Source organism: Halobellus captivus (genome assembly GCF_003697845.1).
In the GTDB taxonomy this organism is placed as follows: domain Archaea; phylum Halobacteriota; class Halobacteria; order Halobacteriales; family Haloferacaceae; genus Halorubrum; species Halorubrum glutamatedens.
In genome coordinates, this window is record NZ_RDQE01000002.1 from 183,696 (window position 1) to 202,578 (window position 18,883).

An 18,883-nucleotide genomic window follows, 5' to 3' on the forward strand; every position below is an offset into this window, starting at 1 on the left:
GAGGAGCGAAGTCCCGGGCGGCCCCTACGCGACGACGACTCCGACGTCCGTCTCCGCGACGTCGACGAGGTTCCCGACCTCGACCGCGTCGCCGACCGCGACGACCGCCCCCCATGACTCCTCCGGGACGACCGTGTTCACCATGAGCCGGAAGTCGTGGTCGAACCGGTCGCTCTCGGTCCACGCCGGCAGCGTCTCCCTGCGCTTCCGGAGGAACGTCTCCCGGAAGCCGTCGATCTCGGTCGCGGTGTCGGGGTGTCGCGACGGGACGACGCATCGCTGACAGGGGTTGACTCCGACGAGGTCGGCCTCGCCGACCGAGAACCGAACGCCCGTTCCGTGGTCGCCGAACAGTCGGTCCTCGAGGAAGGCCGGGCAGTCGCCGAGCACGACGTTCGGCCTGAACCGGCGGCTTGCCTCCGTCGCGTCCGCGATCCCGTCGAACCACGAGGCGACCGCCTCGAGCGTCCCTGCCGATATCACGGTCGGGCCGGGAGCGGCCCGGTCGTCGGGAAACCCGCCGGCGGGCTCGCGGACGAGGTCGACCTCGTAGCCGAGGTACTCGCCGACCCACCTCGCCAGCGCGTCGCCGTCGTCGGGAAGCGCGAACGCCCGCTGGCCGGCCGGCGCGTCGCCACTCTCCGGTCGCTCCAGCGTCACCGCCGTCGGCGTCGCGTCCGCCGGACCGGCGAGCTCGTAGCTCGCCCGTAGCCGATGGATCGCCGGTTCGCTCTTCCCGTTGACGTAGCCGCCGCCCCCGCCGACCGACGCGGCCTCCGGATCGACGCCGGCCTCCACGAACGCGTACGAGCGGTCGCCCCGGAGCGCGCCGCGCGGACCGAGCTCGGCCCGGTCGACGCGGACCCCGTCCAGCGACTTCAGCGGATACGCGACGAGTTCGTCGAGACGTGTCATACGCGTCGTTCGCGGGACGAGGGCAAAAGGATGGTGAGGCGGGACGGGATCGTCGTCGGGGGGTTACTCCCCGTCCGCGTCGCCGTCGGTGCTGTCGGCGTCGTCCGCGTCGCCGTCAGCGGCGTCGTCTTCCGCCGCGTCGTCGGCGGTCTCCTCGTCGTCCGCGGACAGTCCCACGGCCTCGAACGCCTCGCGCACCTCGCCTTCGGGGACGGTGCGGTACCCGTCCGCCGCCGTCACCGTCGCGACCGCGAGGTCGCCCGGGACGAACTCCTCCTCGTGGGTCGCGAGCGCGCGAACGCCGAGTTCGATCCCCTCGACGAGCGAGAGTCCCTCCTCCCACTCCTCCTCGAGGACGCTCTGGATCTCCTGTCTCCCGCCGCCGATGACGGTCGCCTTCCACTCGTTGGGGGTTCCCGAGGGGTCGGCCGCGAACAGGCGCGGCTCGCCGTCGTCGATGCCGCCGATGAGCAGCGCCGCGCCGTACGGCCGCGTGCCGCCGCGCTGGGTGTTCTCCTGGATGTGGTCGGTGAGGAACTTGGTCAGCGTTTCGACGCCGACGGGCTCGCCGTACCGGAGGTGGTTGCCCTGTGCCTGCCGGCGCGCGAGGTCGATGAGCTGTCGCGCGTCCGCGACGTGTCCGGCGCTCGCGGTGCCGAGGTGCTCGTCGAGCTTGTGGAGCTTCTCGATGCTCTCGGCCTCCATCAGCGTCGAGCTCGCCCGCGACATCGCGACGAAGACGACGCCGTCGGCCGTCCGGACGCCGACGCTCGGCGCGCCGCGCGAGACCGCCTCGCGGGCGTACTCGACCTGGTAGATGCGCCCGTCCGGCGAGAACAGCGACGTCCCGCGGTCGTACGCCTGCTGGTCGTTGCCGCCCATCATCGCTTCTCACCCGCTCGCGCGGTGACGTGCTCGCTCATTACCCTTTATTACGCCGGACGGTTGAAAAACCCTCCTTAACCGGTACGCGATCGGTTCCGATCCGCGTCTGCCGCGCTGCCACCCGATCCGCCCGAACCGCTCTCGATGCCGCACGAGTCGTCCGGTTCGTGCGCGTCCTCGTCAGTCGTCCGGTTCGTGCGCGTCCGCATCCCCGTCACCCCAATCGCGCGCGACGGGCGTCTCGCTCGCGTCGACGTTGGCGAGCAGCCAGTCGCCGCCCGCGGAAAGCGCCGACTCGTCCGTCCCGACGAGCTTCAACCGGTTGTGGCCCGCCTCGCGGTCGGGGTAACAGCCGACCGTGACGTCGAATCGCTCCATCGCCTCCTCGAGCGCGGGGACGATGTTCGCCTCGGGCTCGACCGTGTAGAGGAACCGCGACCGGCGCTCGCCCGCGAACTCGTCGGCCACGGACTCGAACATCGCCTTCAGCTCCTCCGGGATCCCCGGGAGGACGTAGACGTTCTCGACCACGCAGCCGGGCGCGAGCCCCGCGTCGTTCAACAGCGGCCGGCTCTCCCCCGGGATCGCGGCCTCCGCGTCGACGTCGACGTCCAGGTCGCGGTCCGGGATCCGCGTCGCGATCTCCGCCAGCCGCTCCTCGACGTCGGCGCGTGTCAGCTCCGAGACGGCGAGGTCGCGTCCGAACGCGTCGGCGACCGCCTCCATCGTCACGTCGTCGGGCGTGCCGCCGATCCCGCCGGTGACGATCACTCGGTCGAAGGCGTCGCCGTAGGTCGCCACGCGATCGGCGATCGTCTCGCGGTCGTCGGGCACGGAGAGGATCCGCTCGACCGCGACGCCGCGCTCCGCCAGCCGTCCCGCGAGCCAGTTCGCGTTCGTGTTCACCGTGTCGCCGGAGAGCAGCTCGTCGCCGACCGTGATCAACGCGACTTCCATCGTCCGCGTTCGGGCCGGCGAGAACATAGGCGTTGCCCGTTCCGACGCGCGGACGCCGCTCGTCTCGACGCTCCCGGTGGTCGGTTCGTCACGCCTCGGCCCGCTCGTAGGTGACGAACGCGAGGTCGCCCTCCGTCTCCCGGTCGACTTCCTCGAACTCGTCGCGGTCCCACTCCGGGAAGTACGTGTCGCCGTCGGGGGATCCCGGGATCTCCGTCAGGACCATCCGGTTGGCGAGCGGGAGGAACGCCTCGTAGACGGTCGCGCCGCCGATCACGTAGACCTCCTCGACGCCGAGGTCGACCGCGACCGTCCGCGCCCGCGCCGCCGCCTCCTCGACGCCGTTCGCGACGACGACGTTGCCGTCTCCGCGGCCGGCCGCCGGAAGGTCCGACGGTTCGCGGGTCGTCAACACGACGTTGGGCCGGTCCGGAAGGGGCCCCTCGAGCCGCTCGACGATGCTCTGGTAGGTGACTCGACCGAGGACCACGGGATGGCCCGTCGTCAGCCGCTTGAAATGCGCGAGGTCCGCCGGATAGTGCCACGGCATTCCGTCGTCCGATCCGATGACGCCGTTCTCGGCGACGGCCGCGACGAGGACGAACGCCACGTCCTCGGGGTCGACGTCGCGCTCGCTCGCGTCGGCGGCGTCGGCAGCGTCGGCGGCACCGGCGGCGTCGGCATCTTCGACGGGGGGTCGGGTCCCCGTCATCACTCGGCGACCGCGAACGAGATCCCTTCGGCGCAGTCGTAGTCGACGACCTCGACGTCGCCGTAGGTCAGTTCGTCGAGGGGTACGTCCGCGATCTCGATCCGCGGGCGCTCGCGCGGCTCCCGCGAGAGCTGCTCGAGGAGGCCGGGCACGTGGTCGTATCCCTCCTCGCCGTCGGCCTCCGCGGGAGCGGTTTCCTCCAGCCAGGCCCTGACGTCGCGATAGTCGTCCTTCCGCTCGACGTCGGCCAGTCGAGCTTGGAGCGCGGAGAGGCTCTCACCGTACCACTCCCCTCGGTCGCCCTGCCCGCAGTAGACGTGCGCGTCGACGATCGTGTGGCCGAACTCGCCCACCTCGAACCCCGTCCGTCCCGCGAGCGCGTTCGCGAGCAGCGCGTACGCCGCGACGTTGAACGGGACGCCGAGCGCGATGTCGCCGGACCGCTGGGTGAGGTGGAGGTTGAGCTTCCCGCCCTGGACGTTGACGACGAAGGTGTAGTGACACGGCGGCAGCGTCGAGGTCGCGGCGTTCGCCGGGTGCCACGCGTTCACGACCATCCGACGGGAGTCGGGGTTCTCCTCGAGCGTGTCGAGCACGTAGGCGATCTGGTCGAAGGTCCGGCGCGTTCCGCCGTCCGCGGTCTCCTCGACGGTCACCCACTGGTGGGCGTCGTCGGGCCACGTCTCGCCGGGAAGCCCGTCTCCGTCGGCCGGAATCGGGTACCGCCGCCAGAACCGGCCGTAGGCGGTGTCGAGGAGGCCGTCCTCGTCGGCCCAGGCGTCCCATATCTTCGTCTCCTCGCGGAGGTTCCGGACGTGCTCCTCGCCCGAGAGGTACCAGATCACCTCGTGGACCAGCGAGTTCCAGCGGTAGCCGTCCATCCGTTTGGTGGTGAGGAGGGGAAAGCCCTCCGCGAGGTCGACGGTGTACCCGGCGCTGAACGTCGCGACGGTGTCCACGCCGGTCCGGTTCGGCTTGTACGTGCCCGTCGAGAGCGCGTCGTCGACGAGATCGAGGTACTGTTGCATCGTGGTGTGTCGTGAGTGGTGGCCCCGACGCCGCCGCGCGTCGGCGCGATCGGTCTATCGGGTCATCGTGCCACACGATATAAATTACGTCCTTTCCGGGTCGAGCCCCGACGGTCGTCCCCCGCGTGCGCGTTCGTCCGACCGCAGCACCTAACCAGACGCCGCACGGAGTTCGTCGCATGAACGTCGACCCGTTCGGGCTCGAGCGCTGGTTCGCGGAGTACGAACACGAGGCGGACGTCATGCTCGCCGAGAGCGGGATCCGGTCGCTCGAGGCGGGGCGGTTCGACCTCGATCCCGGAGAGGTGGGGTACGTGATCCCGACGAACGGAGACCCGGAGTTCCGAGCGAAAGTCGGCGACCGGTACGGCCGGAGCGCCGACGAGGTGCTTTTCACCTGCGGTACCCAGGAGGCAAACTTCCTGACGTTCCTCTCGCTCGTCGCCTCGGCCGACCCGGTCGGCGAGGAGGGGATCGGCACCGGATCGCACGCCGTCGTCGTCACCCCGACCTACCAGGCGCTCCACGCGGTCCCCGAGGCGTTCGGGGAGGTGACCCGCGTCGAGCTCTCCCCGCCGGAGTGGCGGCTGGACCCCGACGCGGTCGCGGACGCGGTTCGCGAGGACACCGCCGTCGTCGTCGTGAACAATCCCAACAACCCGACCGGTCGCTACCACGACGAGGCGCGGGTCCGGGAGGTCTACGACGTCGCCGCCGCGCACGACGCCTACCTGCTGTGTGACGGGGTGTACCGCCTGTTGGCGTCGGACCCTCAGGAGCCGGTGGCGAGCTTCGGGGCACACGGGATCTCGACGACGAGCCTCACGAAGGCGTACGGCCTCTCCGGTCTGCGGTTCGGCTGGATCGCCGGCCCGGAGCCGGTCGTCGAGCGCGCCTGGCGGTGGAAGGACTACACCACCATCTCGCCGAGCATCTTCGGTCAACACGTCGCGAAACAGGCGTTGGGTCGGCGCGAGGGCCGGATCCTCGAGGAGAACCGCGAGCTGGCCGACGGGAACCGCGAGCGGATCGCGGCGTGGGTTGACCGGCACGGGCTGGAGTGGTACGATCCCGCCTCAGTCAACGCCTTTCCGACGGTTCCCGAGGGGTTCGCGGACGCCCGGGAGTTCTGTCGGACCGTCGTCGAGGAAGCCGGCGTCGTGCTCGCGCCCGGCGACCTCTTCGGGTTCCCGGACCGCTTCCGGATCGGCTTCGGGCATCGGCGGGAGACCCTCGAGGAGGGACTCGACCGCGTGAGCGCGGTCATCGAGGCGCACGCGGACGACTCGGACGGGTCCGGGAAGGACGCGGCCGGGGACGGCGGGGACGCGGCGGCCGCGAACGACGCGACCATCGACGGGGGGAGCTGAGATGGGCCTCGCCGGAGACCTCAAGGAGGACGTGGTCGGGCTCGTCCGGAACCCGACGGACGAGCAGAAGGCGATACTGGTCGCGATCGTCGCCATCGCGATCGCCGACCGCTACTTCCTCTGGATCGAGTTCCCGTTCGTGGTGCGGACGACCGCCGCCGTCGGCGTGGGATTCATCGCGCTGTTCGTCGTCAGCTACCTGCTCACCGGCCATCTCGTTCCGCCGGACGAGGACGACGAGGACGAGTTCCATCCGTGAGCGCCGTTCGACCGTGATCGCTCTCCTCCCGCGATCGCCCGCAGCCACCCGCGGAGGTCCACCCCGATCGGCGGGCAACGACGGCGTTCCAAACCGTTTATACCCGCGCCGGGGGTAAGCCGGTGTATGCCGCGAGAGCAGAAGCAGGTTCGAGAACTCCAGGAGGGGAGCTACGTCATGATGGACAGCTCGCCCTGCAAGATCAATCACTACAGCACCGCCAAGCCCGGGAAACACGGGAGCGCCAAGGCACGCGTCGAGGGAAAGGGCGTCTTCGACGAGAAGAAGCGGTCGCTCTCACAGCCGGTCGACGCGAAGGTGTGGGTGCCGATCATCGAGCGCAAGCAGGGACAGGTCGTCTCCGTCTCCGGCGACGACGCACAGGTCATGGACCTCGACACCTACGAGACGTTCACGATGCGGATCCCCGAGGGCGAGGACTTCTCCTCGGACGACACCATCGAGTACCTCGAGTACGAGGGCCAGCGCAAGGTCGTCGGGTAGTCGGGCAATGTTTCCCGGAGCGACCGCCGACCGCGACGCGGCCTCGTACGTGGTCGTCGGCGCTCCCCTCGACGCCACGACCACGTTCCAGCCCGGAACCCGGTTCGGACCCGACCGGATCCGGCGCTTCTCGGCATCCTACGACGACTACGACGACCGAACCGGGAGTCACTTCTCCGCGCTCGGCGTCCACGACGCGGGCGACGTGGACCCCTGGGACGACACGCGCGAGTACCTCGACCACCTCGCCGCCGAGCTCCGGAGCGTCGTCCTCGACGACGCGGTCCCGCTCGCCGTCGGCGGGGAACACACCGTCACCTACGCCGGCGTCGAGGCGGTCTCGCCGGACACCCTCGTCGTCGTCGACGCGCACCTGGACCTCCGCGCGGAGTACGCCGGCAACCCCTGGAACCACGCCTGCGTCACCCGCCACGCGCTCGACGTCGTCGACCGCGCGGTGATCCTCGGCGCGCGAACCGGCTCCGCCGAGGAGTGGGACCGCGCCGCCGAGCGCGACGTGGAGATCGTCGCGCCCGAGGACGCCCGCGCGTGGCTCGACGACCTCGATCCCGACCGGTTCGCCGACGGATCGACGTACCTCTCGATCGACATCGACGGCGTCGACCCCGGGTTCGCGCCCGGGACGGGAACCACGGAGCCGTTCGGGCTCCATCCGCGCGAGGTCCGCGACCTCGTCCATGCGGTCGGCCCGCACGCCGACGGCTTCGACGTCGTCGAGGTGAACGACCGCGACGACGGTCAGGCCGCGGCGCTGGGCGGCAAGCTGCTTCGGGAGTTCGTTCACGCACACGCCGCCGGACCGTCGGCGTAACGACTCGAGGAGGTTCACGCGTTTCTCGACCGGTTCGACGGGGTATCGACTCAGTGCAGCTCGGCGAGTCGACTGCGGGCGGCCGATACCGCCTCCATCGCGTCGATCCACTCGCGGGGATCGGTACACCAGATCCGGTCGCCCTCGACGCTGACGCAGAACACCGACTCCGCCGAGGGCGAGAGGGTCACGTCGTCGACGTCGGGACGATCTCCGAGGTAGGCGTCGATCAGGCGTCGGGCCGTCTCGGCCTCCGAACGGAGGCGATTCCCGGAGGCGTACTCGATGGCTATCTCGGCCATACCACGCGTTTGGATGTACACGATTAATAACTACTGTTTCCGGGCAGCGATTGCGGGGATCGAGGACGTGCGGGTTCCGCCTCGGGACCGAGATCCGCGGGCCACGGCGTATGTTCCCTCACGTCCGAGCGTCACTCGCTCCGGCTCGGCAGCCGCGGCGCGAGCGCCGCCACCAACGCGTCCATGTCGCGCGTCTGGTACCAGGCCGTCCCCGGGCCGGTGAACTCGAAGACGAGCCCTTCACCGCCAAGCAGCGTCGATTTAAGGTTCCCGACTCGCTCGATCGAGTAGTCGATCTCGTCGTCCCAGGCGACCAGGTGTTCGTTGTCCAGGACGTACGACTCGCCGGCTTCCAGTTCGAGTTTCTCCAAGCCGCCGTAGGCGTCGATGAAGACCGTGCCGGTGCCTTTCAACGCCAGCGGCGTCAGACTGGCCTCTGCCAGCATCGACTTGAGCCCGCCGATCTCCGAGTCGATGTCGATCCCCGTGGTCGCCGCGAGGAACGCGCCATCGGTGGAGTAGAGCGTTCCGTTCCGGAGTTCGTGGTCCATGACGTCACCCGGCGACGGCGGGGCGAACGTCACCGTTCCCCGCCCGCCCTCGGCGGTGAACTCGTTGGCGAACGCGGACTCTCCGCCCAGCAACGACTTCGCCGAGCTGAGGAGCCCGCCGCGGCTCGTTCCCGTCTCCATGGAGACGGTCGCGGAGTGGCCGACCATCGCGCCCGGCTCGGCGACCACCGACTCTCCCGGCTCGAGGGTGACGATCAGATGCGTGTACGACGGCTTGTGGGTGAACTCGTATTCCATCGGGGGACCTCGGGGGACGAGTTCGCCGGATAACTACTTAAACTGGTGCCTTCGGAGGGATGGGTCGACGTCGAAGCCGCCCGTTCGATCACGCGTCGGTCGAGGAGTCCCCGCTGTCGACGGGGCGGTCACCACGCCGACCAGGCGGTCATGCTCTCGTCGCGGCCGTACACCCGCTTGAGGTCCTTCGCGTACGCCATGTCGCCGGGATGGTCGAGTTTCTCGTGGCGGTACTCGGGTGCGTCCTCGCGGATGTGGACCCCCTCGATCGTGAACTCCTCGTCGCCGAACTCGACGGTCTCGCCGACGACGAACTCCATGTCCCCGGGGACGTTCACCTCGATCGATCGTGTCCGGTCGGCGTCGCCGTCCTTCGGGTGGAGCGTGACGTCGATGGCGACGTTGTCGACCGCGCGGGTCCACAGCGTGTCGACGCTCGTGATCGCGGCGTCCTCGACGCGGTGTTCGGGCCCGAGTTCGATCCCGGTGACCCGGACCTGCATCAGCGCGTCCTCGGTGTCGACGACGAACTCATCGCCCGTCTCGACGCCGCCCTCGGCGGGGACCTCCATCTCGGTGGAGAACGACTCGCCGTCCTGTGAGACGACGATCGTGAGGTCGACGGTCTCCTCCTCCGGGATCTCGGCTTTGTGCGTGTGGTCGCAGTCGGTACACCGGACGGTGGCCTGGCCGCCGGGTCGCAACACCTCGTGGACGGTCTCCTCGCCCGGCGAACACGACGGGCAGGCGAGACCGACTCGGTCTCCGGTTTCGGTCATTACGGCGTCCTTCCCGCCGCGGGCGTAAATATCCGCTCCCCTGGCGGTCGTGTGCGTGTCGGTGTCTCCCCCCGCTCGCCGTGCGTGTCGCTGTCTCGGTGGCGTGGCCGGGTACAGAAACTGGTTTACCGGTGTCGACGGAACGGACGCCCATGATCGTACCCGGGTCGAGTTCGCAACTGCTCGCGGCCGCGCTCGCCGACGGGACGGGCCGGCCGCTCGCGACCGCGACGTACGACCGCTTCCCGGACGGCGAGCGTCTCGCCGCCGTCCCGGACTTCGACGGCGGGGAGGCGACGGTGGTCGCGACGACCGACTCCGACGAGGCGTGGGTCGAACTGCTCCAGCTCCAGGACGCCGTCCGCGAGGCGGGCGCGGGGCGCGTGACGACCGTGATCCCGTACATGGGATACGCCAGACAGGACGAGTCGTTCCTCGACGGCCAGCCCGTCTCCGCCCGGGCGGTGGCGCGGGCCGTCTCGACCGGCACCGACCGCGTCGTGCTCGTCAACCCCCACGAGCCGACCGTGGCCGACTTCTACGACGTGCCGGTCGAGACGGTCGACGCCGCGAGCGTCCTCGCGGACCCGCTCGGGGGCGACCTCACGGACCCGCTCTTCCTCGCGCCCGACGAGGGGGCGATCGGGATAGCCGAGACCGTCCGGGACGCGTACGGCCGCGGGGGGACGGACCACTTCGAGAAACGCCGCGACCGCGAGACGGGCGAGATCGAGGTCTCCCCCTCGGACGCCTCCGTCGCCGGCCGCGACGTGGTCGTCGTCGACGACATCGTCGCCACCGGGTCGACCATGAGCGAGTCGGTCGACGTGCTGGTCGAGCGCGAGGCCGGGCGCGTCGTCGCCGCCTGCGTCCATCCCATGCTGGCCGAGAACGCGGTCACGAAGCTGCGGGCCGCGGGGGTCGACCGGATCGTCGGCACCGACACGATAGAGCGCGGCTGTAGCGTCGTCAGCGTCGCGCCGGTCCTCGCGGAGACGCTTGATGCGGCCGGGGCGCTACCCGAGGAGCGCTGATCGCGGAACTTCCCTGCTCCACCCTAGCGACCGTTTCCCGACTTGGCGGGTCCCGTCTCATTCCGTCTGCGGCGGCTTCGACGTTTCGACGCCGCTGACCTCGAATCTGGCACCGCCGTCCCTGCCGGCGACGACGTCGATCTCCCACTGGTGAACGTCGACGATCCCCTCGACGATGGAGAGTCCGTATCCGGGACTGTCGATGTCCGTCGAGAAGCCGGACTCGAACACGTCCGTTCGGTGTTCGGATGGTATCCCGCTCCCGTCGTCCTCGATGAAGAACCCGCCTTCGAGGGAGCCGACGCGGATCTCGTCGGCACCGCCGTGGTCGAGGGCATTCCAGAACAGGTTCTCGAACAGCCGCCGGAGCTGGCTCTCGTACGCTTCGAAGACGACGTCGTCATCGATCTCGAGAGTCGTTCCTTCGGCGGTGACCGTTTCCCACGAGTCAGGCGTGATCCCGCGGAGTGAGACCGTCGACGGCTCCAGGTCGTCGCCTCGAGCGGCGTGAAGCAGTTCGTCGATGAGGTTTCGCATACGATTGTGCGCCTGTGCGACTTCATCGAGGTGCTCGAAGTCTCCCGTCTTCTGTGCCAACTCGAGATTTCCCTCCGCGACGGTGAGCGGGTTCCGAAGGTCGTGTGAGACGGTGCTCGCGAACGACTCCAACAGCTCGTTTCGGTACTGTAGCTGCTGTTCGCGCTCCTTCGATTTGGTGACGTTCCGCGAGTGGACGGACAACCCCTCGTCAGTCGGGTAGGCACGGACCTCGATCCAGTAGTCGTACGGCGGGGGACCGCGCGTCTCGAACTCCGTCGGCTCCTGTGACGCCATCGCCTCGTGGTACCGTTCGTATGCCTCCGTCTCGGCGGCCTCGGGAAAGACGTCCCAGAGACGCTCGCCGAGAACGTCCTCGACCTGCGTTCCGGTTCGCTCGACCATCTCATGGTTCCAGTAGCGAACCGTCCAGTTCTCGTCCACGAGATAGAACCCGTCGACCCGTTCGTATAATTCGAGGAGCCGCTCTCTGGTTACCTGAGCCTGCCGCGCCGACCGTCGTCGTGCAACCGCGTGTTGGACTCGATTCACGAGCCGTTCGTACACCTCCGATCCGCCCTTTTGAACGTACGACGTCGCTCCCGCGTCGACGGCCTTCGACGCGACGGTCTCGCTTCCCTCCCCGGTGAAGAGGAAGAACGGGAGGTTCGGATACTGCTCCCGAACCGCCCGCAGAAACGAGATACCGTCGATTCCCGGCATCCGATAGTCGCTGACGACGCAGTCGAACACTGCGTTCTCGAGGCGATCGAGACCCGCCTCGGCGGTGGGTTCCGTGGTGACCGAAAAGCGGGAATCGATCCGTTCGAGGTACGTCGAGACCAGCTCTCTCAACGATGGGTCGTCCTCGACGTAGAGGATCCGGATCGGTCGGTTGCGGTCGCTGGAACGCATGGTGCGCGATATTTCGATCGCGATGCGTCAAAAAAAGGTTGGTATGTTGTTGGTATACTACATCAATTACATTTCCGTCGAGACTCAACCCTCGTAGATGGGCGATACGGACGAGATGTCGGACATACGGGCATATGTCCGGAGTTCGAAATATCGACTCACCGTCCTCGAACAGCTCTTCGAGCGAGGGGACGCGACGCCGACGGAGATCGCCGAATACGCCGACGTCAGGCAACCACACGTATCGCGGGCGCTCTCGGAGCTCCGGGCTCGGGACGTGGTCGAACTCCGCGTCTCGGAATCACGGCGAGTTAAACGATACTACGGTCTCACGGAGCGAGGGAGAGACGTCTGGTCCACCATTCGAGAGAACATGAGATCGATCGAGTGGTTCATCGAGGAACCGTCCGACACGACGATGCGATCGGTGGTCGAATTGGTGCGAGGGGAGTTCGGGGACTGCTTGCGGCTCGTCGTGGCATACGACGGCGAGACGCTGAGGATCCTCCACACCGACGATGAGGTGCTCGCGAGCTACTCCGACGAGGAGTTCGAACGCGGAGTGCGGAATCTCGTCTTGGAACACTCGATCGAGACGCTGGAGCTGTCCGATCAGGAGTGCTGGTCCGAGATCATGCATTTCCGAGATATCTCCGTACTGAAGGTACGATACGGCGACGGAGAACAGATCCTGATATCCTTTGATAACGACCATAACGTCCGTCTTCCGGCGTTCTCGGAAGACGTCGTCTCGCTGTTCAGGTGACCGGCGACCGTCCCGCGAGAATCGGTCGCCGAATCGAAACCAGTCACATACCATCCGCATACCGATCCTATTCATACGTCGACGGCGAAGACGGCGTATGACCGGGGATCTCCCGCCAGCGTTCGACGAACTCGAGGAGAGCGTGCTGTTGCTCGATTCGGACGGGGATCCGATCGATCAGAACGCCGCCGCCGCGGGCTTCCTCGGCTACTCCGACGAGCGACTCGAGCAATGTACGCTCGCGAACCTCGTTCCGGGACGAACTGCGATCACCGCCGACGACATTCGGGAGGCGCTGACACGCGTCGAGGACGAGGAGCCGCTCTCCTTCGAGTGGCAGATACGACGCGCCGACGGCGAACACCGGTGGGTATCGGCCACGCTGAGTCCGGCACACTTCTCGGACCGCCCCGCCGGGATCCTCGTCGAACTCAGCGATCTGACCGAGTACAAAGCCCGCGGTCGCCGTCTCCAGTTGCTGTACCGGGTGCTCCGTCACGACCTCCGCAACGACATGAGCGTGATCCAGGGGTACGCCTCGAACCTGGAGCGGGCCATCGAGGCGGACGACCTCGAGGAACAGATCCAAGTGATCAGACGGACCGCCGAAAAGGTCGGCGGGTTTAGCGAGTCGGTGGCGTACCTCGAGCGACTCATCGAGGAGGACGCGACGGAACGGCGGCGGGTCGACGCGACCGAGCTGGTCTCCGAGGCGATGGAGACCGTCCGGCAGAAGTATCCGGAGGCCACGATCGAAACGGGTCTCGAGGACGACCTGTGGCTCAGCGCCGATGAGGGGCTGAAACTCGCGGTCGAACACACCGTCGACAACGCGATCAGACACAACGGCTCCAGTGAGGCTCGGGTGACGGTGCGGACGAGCCCTGATCCGAGCGGCACGTACGTTCACGTCCACGTCCTCGACGACGGACCGGGGATCCCGGAGATGGAATTGAACGCGCTCGAGGGAGGGATCTCGAGCGTGGATCACGGACAAGGGCTCGGCCTCTGGCTCATCAAACGCTGTACCGAATCGCTCGGCGGATCCGTCTCGATCGAGGAGCGCGACTCCGGTGGGACCCGTGTGACTCTCGAGATCCCGCGTCTCGATCCGGTGTAGGTCGCTTTCAGTGGCTGGTGACGCCTCGCGTTATCGATGGCATCGGACGCGCTCGGGCGACGCGACGTAGGTATCGCTCCGCAACCACTAAACGGCGCTCGCGCCTCCCTCCGGTAATGGCCGACTGGACGGAGCGGTACCGCCCGAGCACGCTCTCGGAGGTCCGCGGCAACGACAAGGCCCGCGACGCGTTCGCGGACTGGGCGCGCTCGTGGGACGACCACCGCGAGGCCGTGATCCTCCACGGGAGCCCCGGCGTCGGGAAGACGAGCGCGGCACACGCGTTGGCGAACGACATGGGCTGGGAGACGGTCGAGCTGAACGCCTCGGACCAGCGGACCGCGGACGTGATAGAGCGGTTCGCCGGCCGGGCGGCGCGCAACGCCACCCTCGGCGGGAGCGCGGCCGGCGGCGGCGCGTCGGGGGGCGACACCGCCTCCAGACAGCTCGTGATCCTCGACGAGGCGGACAACATCCACGGGAACTACGACCGCGGCGGGGCCTCCGCGATCACGAAGCTGGTCAAGGAGTCGGGCCAGCCAATCGTGCTCATCGCCAACGAGTTCTACGACATCTCCCGCGGGCTCCGGAACGCGTGTCGGGACGTCGAGTTCCGCGACGTCTCCGCGCGCTCCATCGTCCCCGTCCTCCGTGATATCTGCCGCAAGGAGGGGATCGAGTTCGAGTCGGACGCGCTCCAGCGGATCGCCGAGCGCAACCGAGGCGACCTCCGCGGCGCGATCAACGACCTCCAGGCGGCCTGTGAGGGCCGATCGTCGATCGCGGTCGAGGACGTCGTCACCGCCGACCGCGACAAGGCGATGGGGATCTTCCCGTTCCTCGACGCGGTCCTCAAGGAGGAGTCCGCGGAGGAGTCGCTCCGGTCGGCGTACGCCGTCGACGAGACGCCCGACGACCTCACGAAGTGGATCGAGGACAACATGCTCTCCGTGTACGACCCGGCGGAGGCGACCCGCGCGTACGACTTCCTCGCGAACGCCGACGTGTGGCTGGGTCGCGTGCGCGCCAGTCAGAACTACACCTACTGGCGGTACGCGACCGACAACGCCGCCGCCGGGGTCGCCGCCGCCCGCGACGGGACCAAGGGCGGGTGGACCCGGTACGGCCGCCCGCAGTTCTGGCCCTCCTCCGATTCGACCGCGGACGAGGTGGTCGGGCGGATCGCCGAGACGAGCGGCTGTAGCGTCGCGACCGCCCGCAGGGAGGTGCTCCCGTTCCTCTCCGCGGTCACCCACCACTGTAAGCCGCGGGATCTCACCGTGGCGATGGCGGCCGCCTACGACCTCGACGAGGCCGGCGTGGCGTTCGTCACCGGCTCCGGGGAGTCGACGAACAAGGTCGAGTCGATCGTCGAGGACGCTCGAGCGCGCCGCGAGGAACGCATGGCGGACAACGCCGACGGCGCGTTCGCCGGCGGAGCCGCACGCGAGAGCGCCCCCGCGGAGACGAGCGAGGCTACGGGTGACGGAGGCGATCGGGAGGGAGACGGAACCGGCTCCGACGCCGACGAGAGATCCGACGACGCGGAGTCTCCCGGCACCGGATCGGCTGACGCCGAGGACGACGACGCCGGAAGCGACGACGGTCAGTCGGGGCTGAGCGACTTCGTCTAACGGGAGTGGTCGACGAGTCCGTCGTCGGGGACGGGCGAAGCACACCGGACGGAAGCGAGGGCGCGTCACTGGACGGCGGGAAGGTACGGCACTGGATCGAGAGGGGGCGCGTCACTCGGCGGACGGGGAACCGGTGTCGCCGGCCGTCGCCTCGCTCGCGGCGTCGTCGCCCGCGGCCCCTCCCGGATCTTCGTGGCGCTTCACGCCGGCGAACTCGAAGCGAGCGCCGCCGGCGTGACTTTCCGCCACGCTGGCCGACCAGCCGTGGGCCTCGACGATCCGCTCGACGATGGCGAGGCCGAAGCCCGTCCCCTCCTCGGCGGTGGTGTGGCCGGGCTCGAAGACCTCCTCACGGTGTTCCTCCGGAATTCCCGGCCCGTCGTCGGCGACGTAGAACCCGTCGTCGGTCCGACCGACGAAGACGCGGACGCCGTCGGGGTCGACCTGCCGGTCGGTATCCGCGGCGTCATCGACGGTCGCCACGCCCCCGTCGAACCCGTCGTCCGACCCGTGTTCGATCGCGTTCCGAAAGAGGTTCTCGAAGGCCTGTCGAAGCCGGTTCCGGTCACACTCGATCCGCGGGAGCGGCTCCTCGACGACCAGTTCCGCGTTCGCCGTCCGTCCGACCGTGGCCCATGCTCGGTCGACGATGACCCGGAGGTCGGCCTCGGCGGTCGCCTCGACCGAGCGCCCCTCCCGGGCGAGAGAGAGGAGATCCGAGATGAGTTCGTCCATTCGGTCCAGCGCGTCGTGGGCGCGGTCGATCCGCTCGACCGCGTCGTCGCCGTCGAACTCGCGAGCCAGCTCGAGGTTTCCGACGGCGACCGAGAGCGGGTTCCGGAGGTCGTGGCTGACGACGCTCGCGAACTCCTCGAGCCGCTCGCGTTGCTGTTCGAGCCGGCGCTGTCGCTCGATCCGTTCGTACGCGGGGAGCAGGTAGCCGATCACGTCCCCGTCTTCGGTGCGGCGACCGTGCTCGTGGACCCACGTGGGGTCGTCGCCGTCGCGGTCGATCCGGTAGGCGACGTCGACGTCGCCGTCATCGATCTCCGCGCGGAGCCGATCGCGGTCCTCCGGATGGACGACCTCGAGCCACGCGTCGAGCGGGAGGTCCTCGATCGGAAGCGCCGGGTCACCGGCCGACTCGAGCACGACCCGGGAGGGATCACCGTCCGGTCGTCGATACGCGACTCCCGGTCGTGGATCCGCCCGCGGAGACATACACCACGAAATCGTTCGTGATCCGACATAAGTCTTACCTGAATAACATTTGTATGACGCAGACATCAACGCTATAGAATCGTGAATTAACGACCGAGAGGGTGAAATAACTCGTGAAACCGTACTACGAAACGTCTCGTGTCCTCGAACGGACCGTTTCTGCCGAGACATATCATTCAAAGTATATTAAAGGGACGGCTCGGTAGTGGCGTCGGGCGCGGGTCGGGACACAACACGTATCACATCGGGCGACGACGACCCACCATGCGCGCGGCCGTCCTTCGCGAATACGGCGAGGAGTTGGCGATCCGAGACGTTCCGGAGCCGGAGCCGGGACCGGACGACGCGGTCGTCCGCGTCGACGCCTGCGGCGTCTGTCGCAGCGACTGGCACGCCTGGAAGGGCCACGGGGAGTGGGCCGACGACCGGGTTCCCCGCGGCCAGGTGCTCGGCCACGAGCCCGCCGGCGAGGTCGTCTCCGTCGGCGACGCGGTCGGCCGGTTCTCCCCCGGCGACCGCGTCGTGGTCCCGTTCTCGTTGGGCGACGGAACGTGCCCGCACTGTCGGCGCGGCCACGGCAACGTCTGTGCGGACGGGAACGCCCTCGGCTTCGAGCCCGACGCGCCCGGCGCGTTCGCCGAGCGGGTCGCCGTTCCCCGCGCCGACTACAACCTCGTCGAGCGCCCGGAGTGGCTGCCCGCCCGCGACGCCGCGGCGCTCGGCTGTCGATACATGACGGCCTACCACGCGCTGGTCGAGCGGGCCGGCGTCGGCGGCGGCGACCGGGTGGCCGTCCACGGTTGCGGGGGCGTCGGGCTCTCGGCGGTCCAGATCGCGGCCGCCGTCGGCGCACGCGTGATCGCGGTCGACCTCGACGACGACGCGCTCTCGCGGGCCGACGATCTCGGGGCCGCGGAGACGGTGTTACCCGAGGAGTCTGATTCAGTTCCCGAACGCGTCCGATCGCTGACCGACGGCGGCGTCGACGTCTCCGTCGACGCGCTGGGGATCGCCGAGACGTGCCGCAACTCCGTCCGGTCGGTCCGCCCGCGCGGGACGCACGTCCAGGTCGGGCTGACCACGGAGGCCGAACGCGGCGAGGTGTCGCTGCCGACCGACTGGATGACCCGCTGGGAGGTGTCGTTCCTCGGCGCCCGGGGCATGCCGCCGACGAACTACGAGGACCTCTTCGAACTCGTAGAGGCGACCGGGATCGATCCCGGGGCGCTCGTGACGCGGGAGCTGGAACTCGACGAGGTCTCCGATCGGCTCGCCGCGATGGACGACTACGGCGTTCGTGGGATCGAGGTCGTCACGGAGTTCTAGAGAGGAGTCGGCGCCGGCGTTCTAGTCGCCGCCGACCGGCGTCGACCGACCGGTCGCACCGTCGACTCCCCGGAGCACCCACGCCGCGCCCGCGGCGAACGCGAACGCGAGGGCGAGCGCGACGAGGTTCACCCGCTGCCAGGTCGCGGTGTACAACACCAGGTCGCGCCCGAGAAGCAGGGTGACGACGAGCGCCGCCATCGACCCGGCCGCGAGCCGCCGGACCGTCCGTGCCGTCGAGGCGTCTATCCCGGGAATCCCGCCGTCGATCGCGTCGGTCGCGACGACGAGCGTCGCGACCAGTCCGAGGTGCGCGCCCAGCCCGGCGACGTAGAAGGCCCCCTGCGCGCCCGGCGAGTAGGTGAGAAGCGGGACCGCCCGGGAGAAGACGGCGCTCGCGAGGACCCCGGCGACCGCGACGCCGAGCGCCATTCGAAGGAGTCGGGGCGATCCGCCGCGGTCGACGCTCCCGTCGCCGCGGGCGACGCCCGCGCCGCCCCACATCGTCGTCAGGCCGAGCAGCGTGAAGATACACAGCGCGACGATCAGGTGGGCGGCGTGCGTCGACACGGTGTAGCCGCCGGGGACGAGCCCCCCGATCGTGACCGTGATCGCGCCGACCGCGATCTGGACGGGGAGGATCGCGACCGCGAGCGTCGCCGCGAGTCGGGTCCGTCGGTCGAGCGACCCGAGCCAGCTCCACCCCGCCACGCCGAGTATCAGGAAGCCGGTCACCATGGCCCACACGCGGTGGAACCACTCGATGAAGTCGGGGTTGATCGTCATCGCGGGGATGAGCTGGTCCGAACAGAGCGGCCACTGGGCCTGACACGCCAGTCCGGAGCCCGTCGCCGCGGTGTAGACGCCGAGCGCGAACAGCGCCAGCGTCATCCCCGTCGTCGCCGCCGCGTACCGCCGGAACGTCAGCCACGCGGGCCGAAGACTCATTGTCCGGGATCGGGCTCGCGCGTACTTAGA

Annotated in this window: 20 protein-coding genes and 1 pseudogene; 10 read left to right on the plus strand and 11 right to left on the minus strand. The window is 68.9% G+C overall.

Going from position 1 to position 18,883, the window contains the following annotated elements; genetic code table 11:
* Nucleotides 1-24: 24 nt before the first annotated feature.
* The 5 genes from EAO78_RS02930 to thyA form a co-directional block, all read right to left on the minus strand.
* A complete protein-coding gene (locus EAO78_RS02930; RefSeq protein ID WP_122104365.1) occupies nucleotides 25-915 on the minus strand; it encodes an MOSC domain-containing protein in 891 nt (296 codons plus the stop codon).
* Nucleotides 916-978: 63 nt separating this feature from the next.
* The gene (locus tag EAO78_RS02935) at nucleotides 979-1,797 is read right to left on the minus strand and encodes an archaeal proteasome endopeptidase complex subunit alpha (RefSeq protein ID WP_122104366.1); all 819 of its coding nucleotides are present in this window, start codon (nucleotides 1,795-1,797) and stop codon (nucleotides 979-981) included.
* Nucleotides 1,798-1,980: 183 nt separating this feature from the next.
* Complete coding sequence (locus tag EAO78_RS02940) at nucleotides 1,981-2,757, minus strand: competence/damage-inducible protein A (RefSeq protein WP_122104367.1); 777 nt, start codon at nucleotides 2,755-2,757, stop codon at nucleotides 1,981-1,983.
* Between the two features lie 88 nt (nucleotides 2,758-2,845).
* Nucleotides 2,846-3,469, minus strand: coding sequence for a dihydrofolate reductase (locus EAO78_RS02945; RefSeq protein WP_122104368.1), 624 nt, complete (start codon nucleotides 3,467-3,469; stop codon nucleotides 2,846-2,848).
* Nucleotides 3,469-4,497, minus strand: coding sequence for a thymidylate synthase (gene thyA, locus EAO78_RS02950; protein WP_122104369.1), 1,029 nt, complete (start codon nucleotides 4,495-4,497; stop codon nucleotides 3,469-3,471). The genes EAO78_RS02945 and thyA overlap by 1 nt, the downstream gene beginning before the upstream one ends.
* A 179-nt stretch (nucleotides 4,498-4,676) precedes the next feature.
* On the opposite strand from thyA, the gene EAO78_RS02955 reads away from it, so the two are divergent.
* The 4 genes from EAO78_RS02955 to speB all read left to right on the plus strand — a co-directional run bounded on the left by EAO78_RS02955 (nucleotide 4,677) and on the right by speB (nucleotide 7,462).
* Nucleotides 4,677-5,867 (plus strand): aminotransferase class I/II-fold pyridoxal phosphate-dependent enzyme, encoded by a 1,191-nt coding sequence (locus EAO78_RS02955; protein ID WP_122104370.1) that lies wholly within the window; start codon nucleotides 4,677-4,679, stop codon nucleotides 5,865-5,867.
* 1 nt (nucleotide 5,868) lies between these two features.
* Nucleotides 5,869-6,126, plus strand: coding sequence for a hypothetical protein (locus EAO78_RS02960; protein ID WP_122104371.1), 258 nt, complete (start codon nucleotides 5,869-5,871; stop codon nucleotides 6,124-6,126).
* A gap of 126 nt (nucleotides 6,127-6,252) precedes the next feature.
* A complete protein-coding gene (locus EAO78_RS02965; RefSeq protein WP_094532605.1) occupies nucleotides 6,253-6,630 on the plus strand; it encodes a translation initiation factor IF-5A in 378 nt (125 codons plus the stop codon).
* A 7-nt stretch (nucleotides 6,631-6,637) separates the two neighbouring features.
* Nucleotides 6,638-7,462, plus strand: coding sequence for an agmatinase (gene speB / locus EAO78_RS02970; RefSeq protein ID WP_122104372.1), 825 nt, complete (start codon nucleotides 6,638-6,640; stop codon nucleotides 7,460-7,462).
* A gap of 50 nt (nucleotides 7,463-7,512) precedes the next feature.
* Here speB and EAO78_RS02975 read toward each other — a convergent pair whose 3' ends face one another.
* From EAO78_RS02975 to EAO78_RS02985, 3 genes are all read right to left on the minus strand, one after another.
* Complete coding sequence (locus tag EAO78_RS02975) at nucleotides 7,513-7,764, minus strand: SelT/SelW/SelH family protein (RefSeq protein ID WP_122104373.1); 252 nt, start codon at nucleotides 7,762-7,764, stop codon at nucleotides 7,513-7,515.
* Nucleotides 7,765-7,895: 131 nt separating this feature from the next.
* Nucleotides 7,896-8,573: a TIGR00266 family protein gene (locus EAO78_RS02980; RefSeq protein ID WP_122104374.1), complete on the minus strand. Its 678-nt coding sequence runs from the start codon at nucleotides 8,571-8,573 to the stop codon at nucleotides 7,896-7,898.
* A gap of 128 nt (nucleotides 8,574-8,701) precedes the next feature.
* Nucleotides 8,702-9,352, minus strand: a complete 651-nt coding sequence (locus tag EAO78_RS02985; protein ID WP_122104375.1) for an HVO_0476 family zinc finger protein — start codon at nucleotides 9,350-9,352, stop codon at nucleotides 8,702-8,704.
* 152 nt (nucleotides 9,353-9,504) lie between these two features.
* Between EAO78_RS02985 and prs the strand changes: the two genes are divergently transcribed.
* Nucleotides 9,505-10,386 (plus strand): ribose-phosphate diphosphokinase, encoded by an 882-nt coding sequence (gene prs / locus EAO78_RS02990; RefSeq protein ID WP_122104376.1) that lies wholly within the window; start codon nucleotides 9,505-9,507, stop codon nucleotides 10,384-10,386.
* Nucleotides 10,387-10,443: 57 nt separating this feature from the next.
* Here prs and EAO78_RS02995 read toward each other — a convergent pair whose 3' ends face one another.
* Complete coding sequence (locus EAO78_RS02995; RefSeq protein ID WP_122104377.1) at nucleotides 10,444-11,838, minus strand: ATP-binding response regulator; 1,395 nt, start codon at nucleotides 11,836-11,838, stop codon at nucleotides 10,444-10,446.
* Nucleotides 11,839-11,953: 115 nt separating this feature from the next.
* Between EAO78_RS02995 and EAO78_RS18715 the strand changes: the two are divergent.
* From EAO78_RS18715 to EAO78_RS03010, 4 genes and pseudogenes are all read left to right on the plus strand, one after another.
* Nucleotides 11,954-12,202 (plus strand): annotated as a pseudogene (locus tag EAO78_RS18715) (helix-turn-helix domain-containing protein); the annotation flags it as partial.
* A gap of 9 nt (nucleotides 12,203-12,211) precedes the next feature.
* Nucleotides 12,212-12,604: a hypothetical protein gene (locus EAO78_RS18375; RefSeq protein WP_238987606.1), complete on the plus strand. Its 393-nt coding sequence runs from the start codon at nucleotides 12,212-12,214 to the stop codon at nucleotides 12,602-12,604.
* Nucleotides 12,605-12,701: 97 nt separating this feature from the next.
* On the plus strand, nucleotides 12,702-13,724 hold the full coding sequence (locus EAO78_RS03005) for an ATP-binding protein (RefSeq protein ID WP_122104378.1): 1,023 nt from the start codon (nucleotides 12,702-12,704) through the stop codon (nucleotides 13,722-13,724).
* Between the two features lie 116 nt (nucleotides 13,725-13,840).
* Nucleotides 13,841-15,358, plus strand: coding sequence for a replication factor C large subunit (locus tag EAO78_RS03010; RefSeq protein WP_122104379.1), 1,518 nt, complete (start codon nucleotides 13,841-13,843; stop codon nucleotides 15,356-15,358).
* A 111-nt stretch (nucleotides 15,359-15,469) separates the two neighbouring features.
* Here EAO78_RS03010 and EAO78_RS03015 read toward each other — a convergent pair whose 3' ends face one another.
* Nucleotides 15,470-16,579 carry a sensor histidine kinase gene (locus EAO78_RS03015; RefSeq protein WP_122104380.1) on the minus strand — a complete coding sequence of 370 codons (1,110 nt, stop codon included), beginning with the start codon at nucleotides 16,577-16,579 and terminating at the stop codon, nucleotides 15,470-15,472.
* 264 nt (nucleotides 16,580-16,843) lie between these two features.
* On the opposite strand from EAO78_RS03015, the gene EAO78_RS03020 reads away from it, so the two are divergent.
* The gene (locus tag EAO78_RS03020; RefSeq protein WP_122104381.1) at nucleotides 16,844-17,905 is read left to right on the plus strand and encodes a zinc-dependent alcohol dehydrogenase family protein; all 1,062 of its coding nucleotides are present in this window, start codon (nucleotides 16,844-16,846) and stop codon (nucleotides 17,903-17,905) included.
* A 21-nt stretch (nucleotides 17,906-17,926) separates the two neighbouring features.
* Here EAO78_RS03020 and EAO78_RS03025 read toward each other — a convergent pair whose 3' ends face one another.
* Nucleotides 17,927-18,853, minus strand: coding sequence for a COX15/CtaA family protein (locus EAO78_RS03025; protein ID WP_379747943.1), 927 nt, complete (start codon nucleotides 18,851-18,853; stop codon nucleotides 17,927-17,929).
* Nucleotides 18,854-18,883 lie beyond the last annotated feature (30 nt).

Coding starts and splice junctions, on each gene's coding strand:
- EAO78_RS02980 (WP_122104374.1), bottom strand. CDS start 8,573: ATGGAATACGAGTTCACCCACAAGCCGTCGTACACGCATCTGATCGTC.
- thyA (WP_122104369.1), bottom strand. CDS start 4,497: ATGCAACAGTACCTCGATCTCGTCGACGACGCGCTCTCGACGGGCACG.
- prs (WP_122104376.1), top strand. CDS start 9,505: ATGATCGTACCCGGGTCGAGTTCGCAACTGCTCGCGGCCGCGCTCGCC.
- EAO78_RS03010 (WP_122104379.1), top strand. CDS start 13,841: ATGGCCGACTGGACGGAGCGGTACCGCCCGAGCACGCTCTCGGAGGTC.
- EAO78_RS02985 (WP_122104375.1), bottom strand. CDS start 9,352: ATGACCGAAACCGGAGACCGAGTCGGTCTCGCCTGCCCGTCGTGTTCG.
- EAO78_RS03005 (WP_122104378.1), top strand. CDS start 12,702: ATGACCGGGGATCTCCCGCCAGCGTTCGACGAACTCGAGGAGAGCGTG.
- EAO78_RS02975 (WP_122104373.1), bottom strand. CDS start 7,764: ATGGCCGAGATAGCCATCGAGTACGCCTCCGGGAATCGCCTCCGTTCG.
- EAO78_RS02960 (WP_122104371.1), top strand. CDS start 5,869: ATGGGCCTCGCCGGAGACCTCAAGGAGGACGTGGTCGGGCTCGTCCGG.
- EAO78_RS02945 (WP_122104368.1), bottom strand. CDS start 3,469: ATGACGGGGACCCGACCCCCCGTCGAAGATGCCGACGCCGCCGGTGCC.
- EAO78_RS02995 (WP_122104377.1), bottom strand. CDS start 11,838: ATGCGTTCCAGCGACCGCAACCGACCGATCCGGATCCTCTACGTCGAG.
- EAO78_RS02940 (WP_122104367.1), bottom strand. CDS start 2,757: ATGGAAGTCGCGTTGATCACGGTCGGCGACGAGCTGCTCTCCGGCGAC.
- EAO78_RS02955 (WP_122104370.1), top strand. CDS start 4,677: ATGAACGTCGACCCGTTCGGGCTCGAGCGCTGGTTCGCGGAGTACGAA.
- speB (WP_122104372.1), top strand. CDS start 6,638: ATGTTTCCCGGAGCGACCGCCGACCGCGACGCGGCCTCGTACGTGGTC.
- EAO78_RS18375 (WP_238987606.1), top strand. CDS start 12,212: ATGAGATCGATCGAGTGGTTCATCGAGGAACCGTCCGACACGACGATG.
- EAO78_RS02965 (WP_094532605.1), top strand. CDS start 6,253: ATGCCGCGAGAGCAGAAGCAGGTTCGAGAACTCCAGGAGGGGAGCTAC.
- EAO78_RS03020 (WP_122104381.1), top strand. CDS start 16,844: ATGCGCGCGGCCGTCCTTCGCGAATACGGCGAGGAGTTGGCGATCCGA.
- EAO78_RS02930 (WP_122104365.1), bottom strand. CDS start 915: ATGACACGTCTCGACGAACTCGTCGCGTATCCGCTGAAGTCGCTGGAC.
- EAO78_RS03025 (WP_379747943.1), bottom strand. CDS start 18,853: ATGAGTCTTCGGCCCGCGTGGCTGACGTTCCGGCGGTACGCGGCGGCG.
- EAO78_RS03015 (WP_122104380.1), bottom strand. CDS start 16,579: ATGTCTCCGCGGGCGGATCCACGACCGGGAGTCGCGTATCGACGACCG.
- EAO78_RS02935 (WP_122104366.1), bottom strand. CDS start 1,797: ATGGGCGGCAACGACCAGCAGGCGTACGACCGCGGGACGTCGCTGTTC.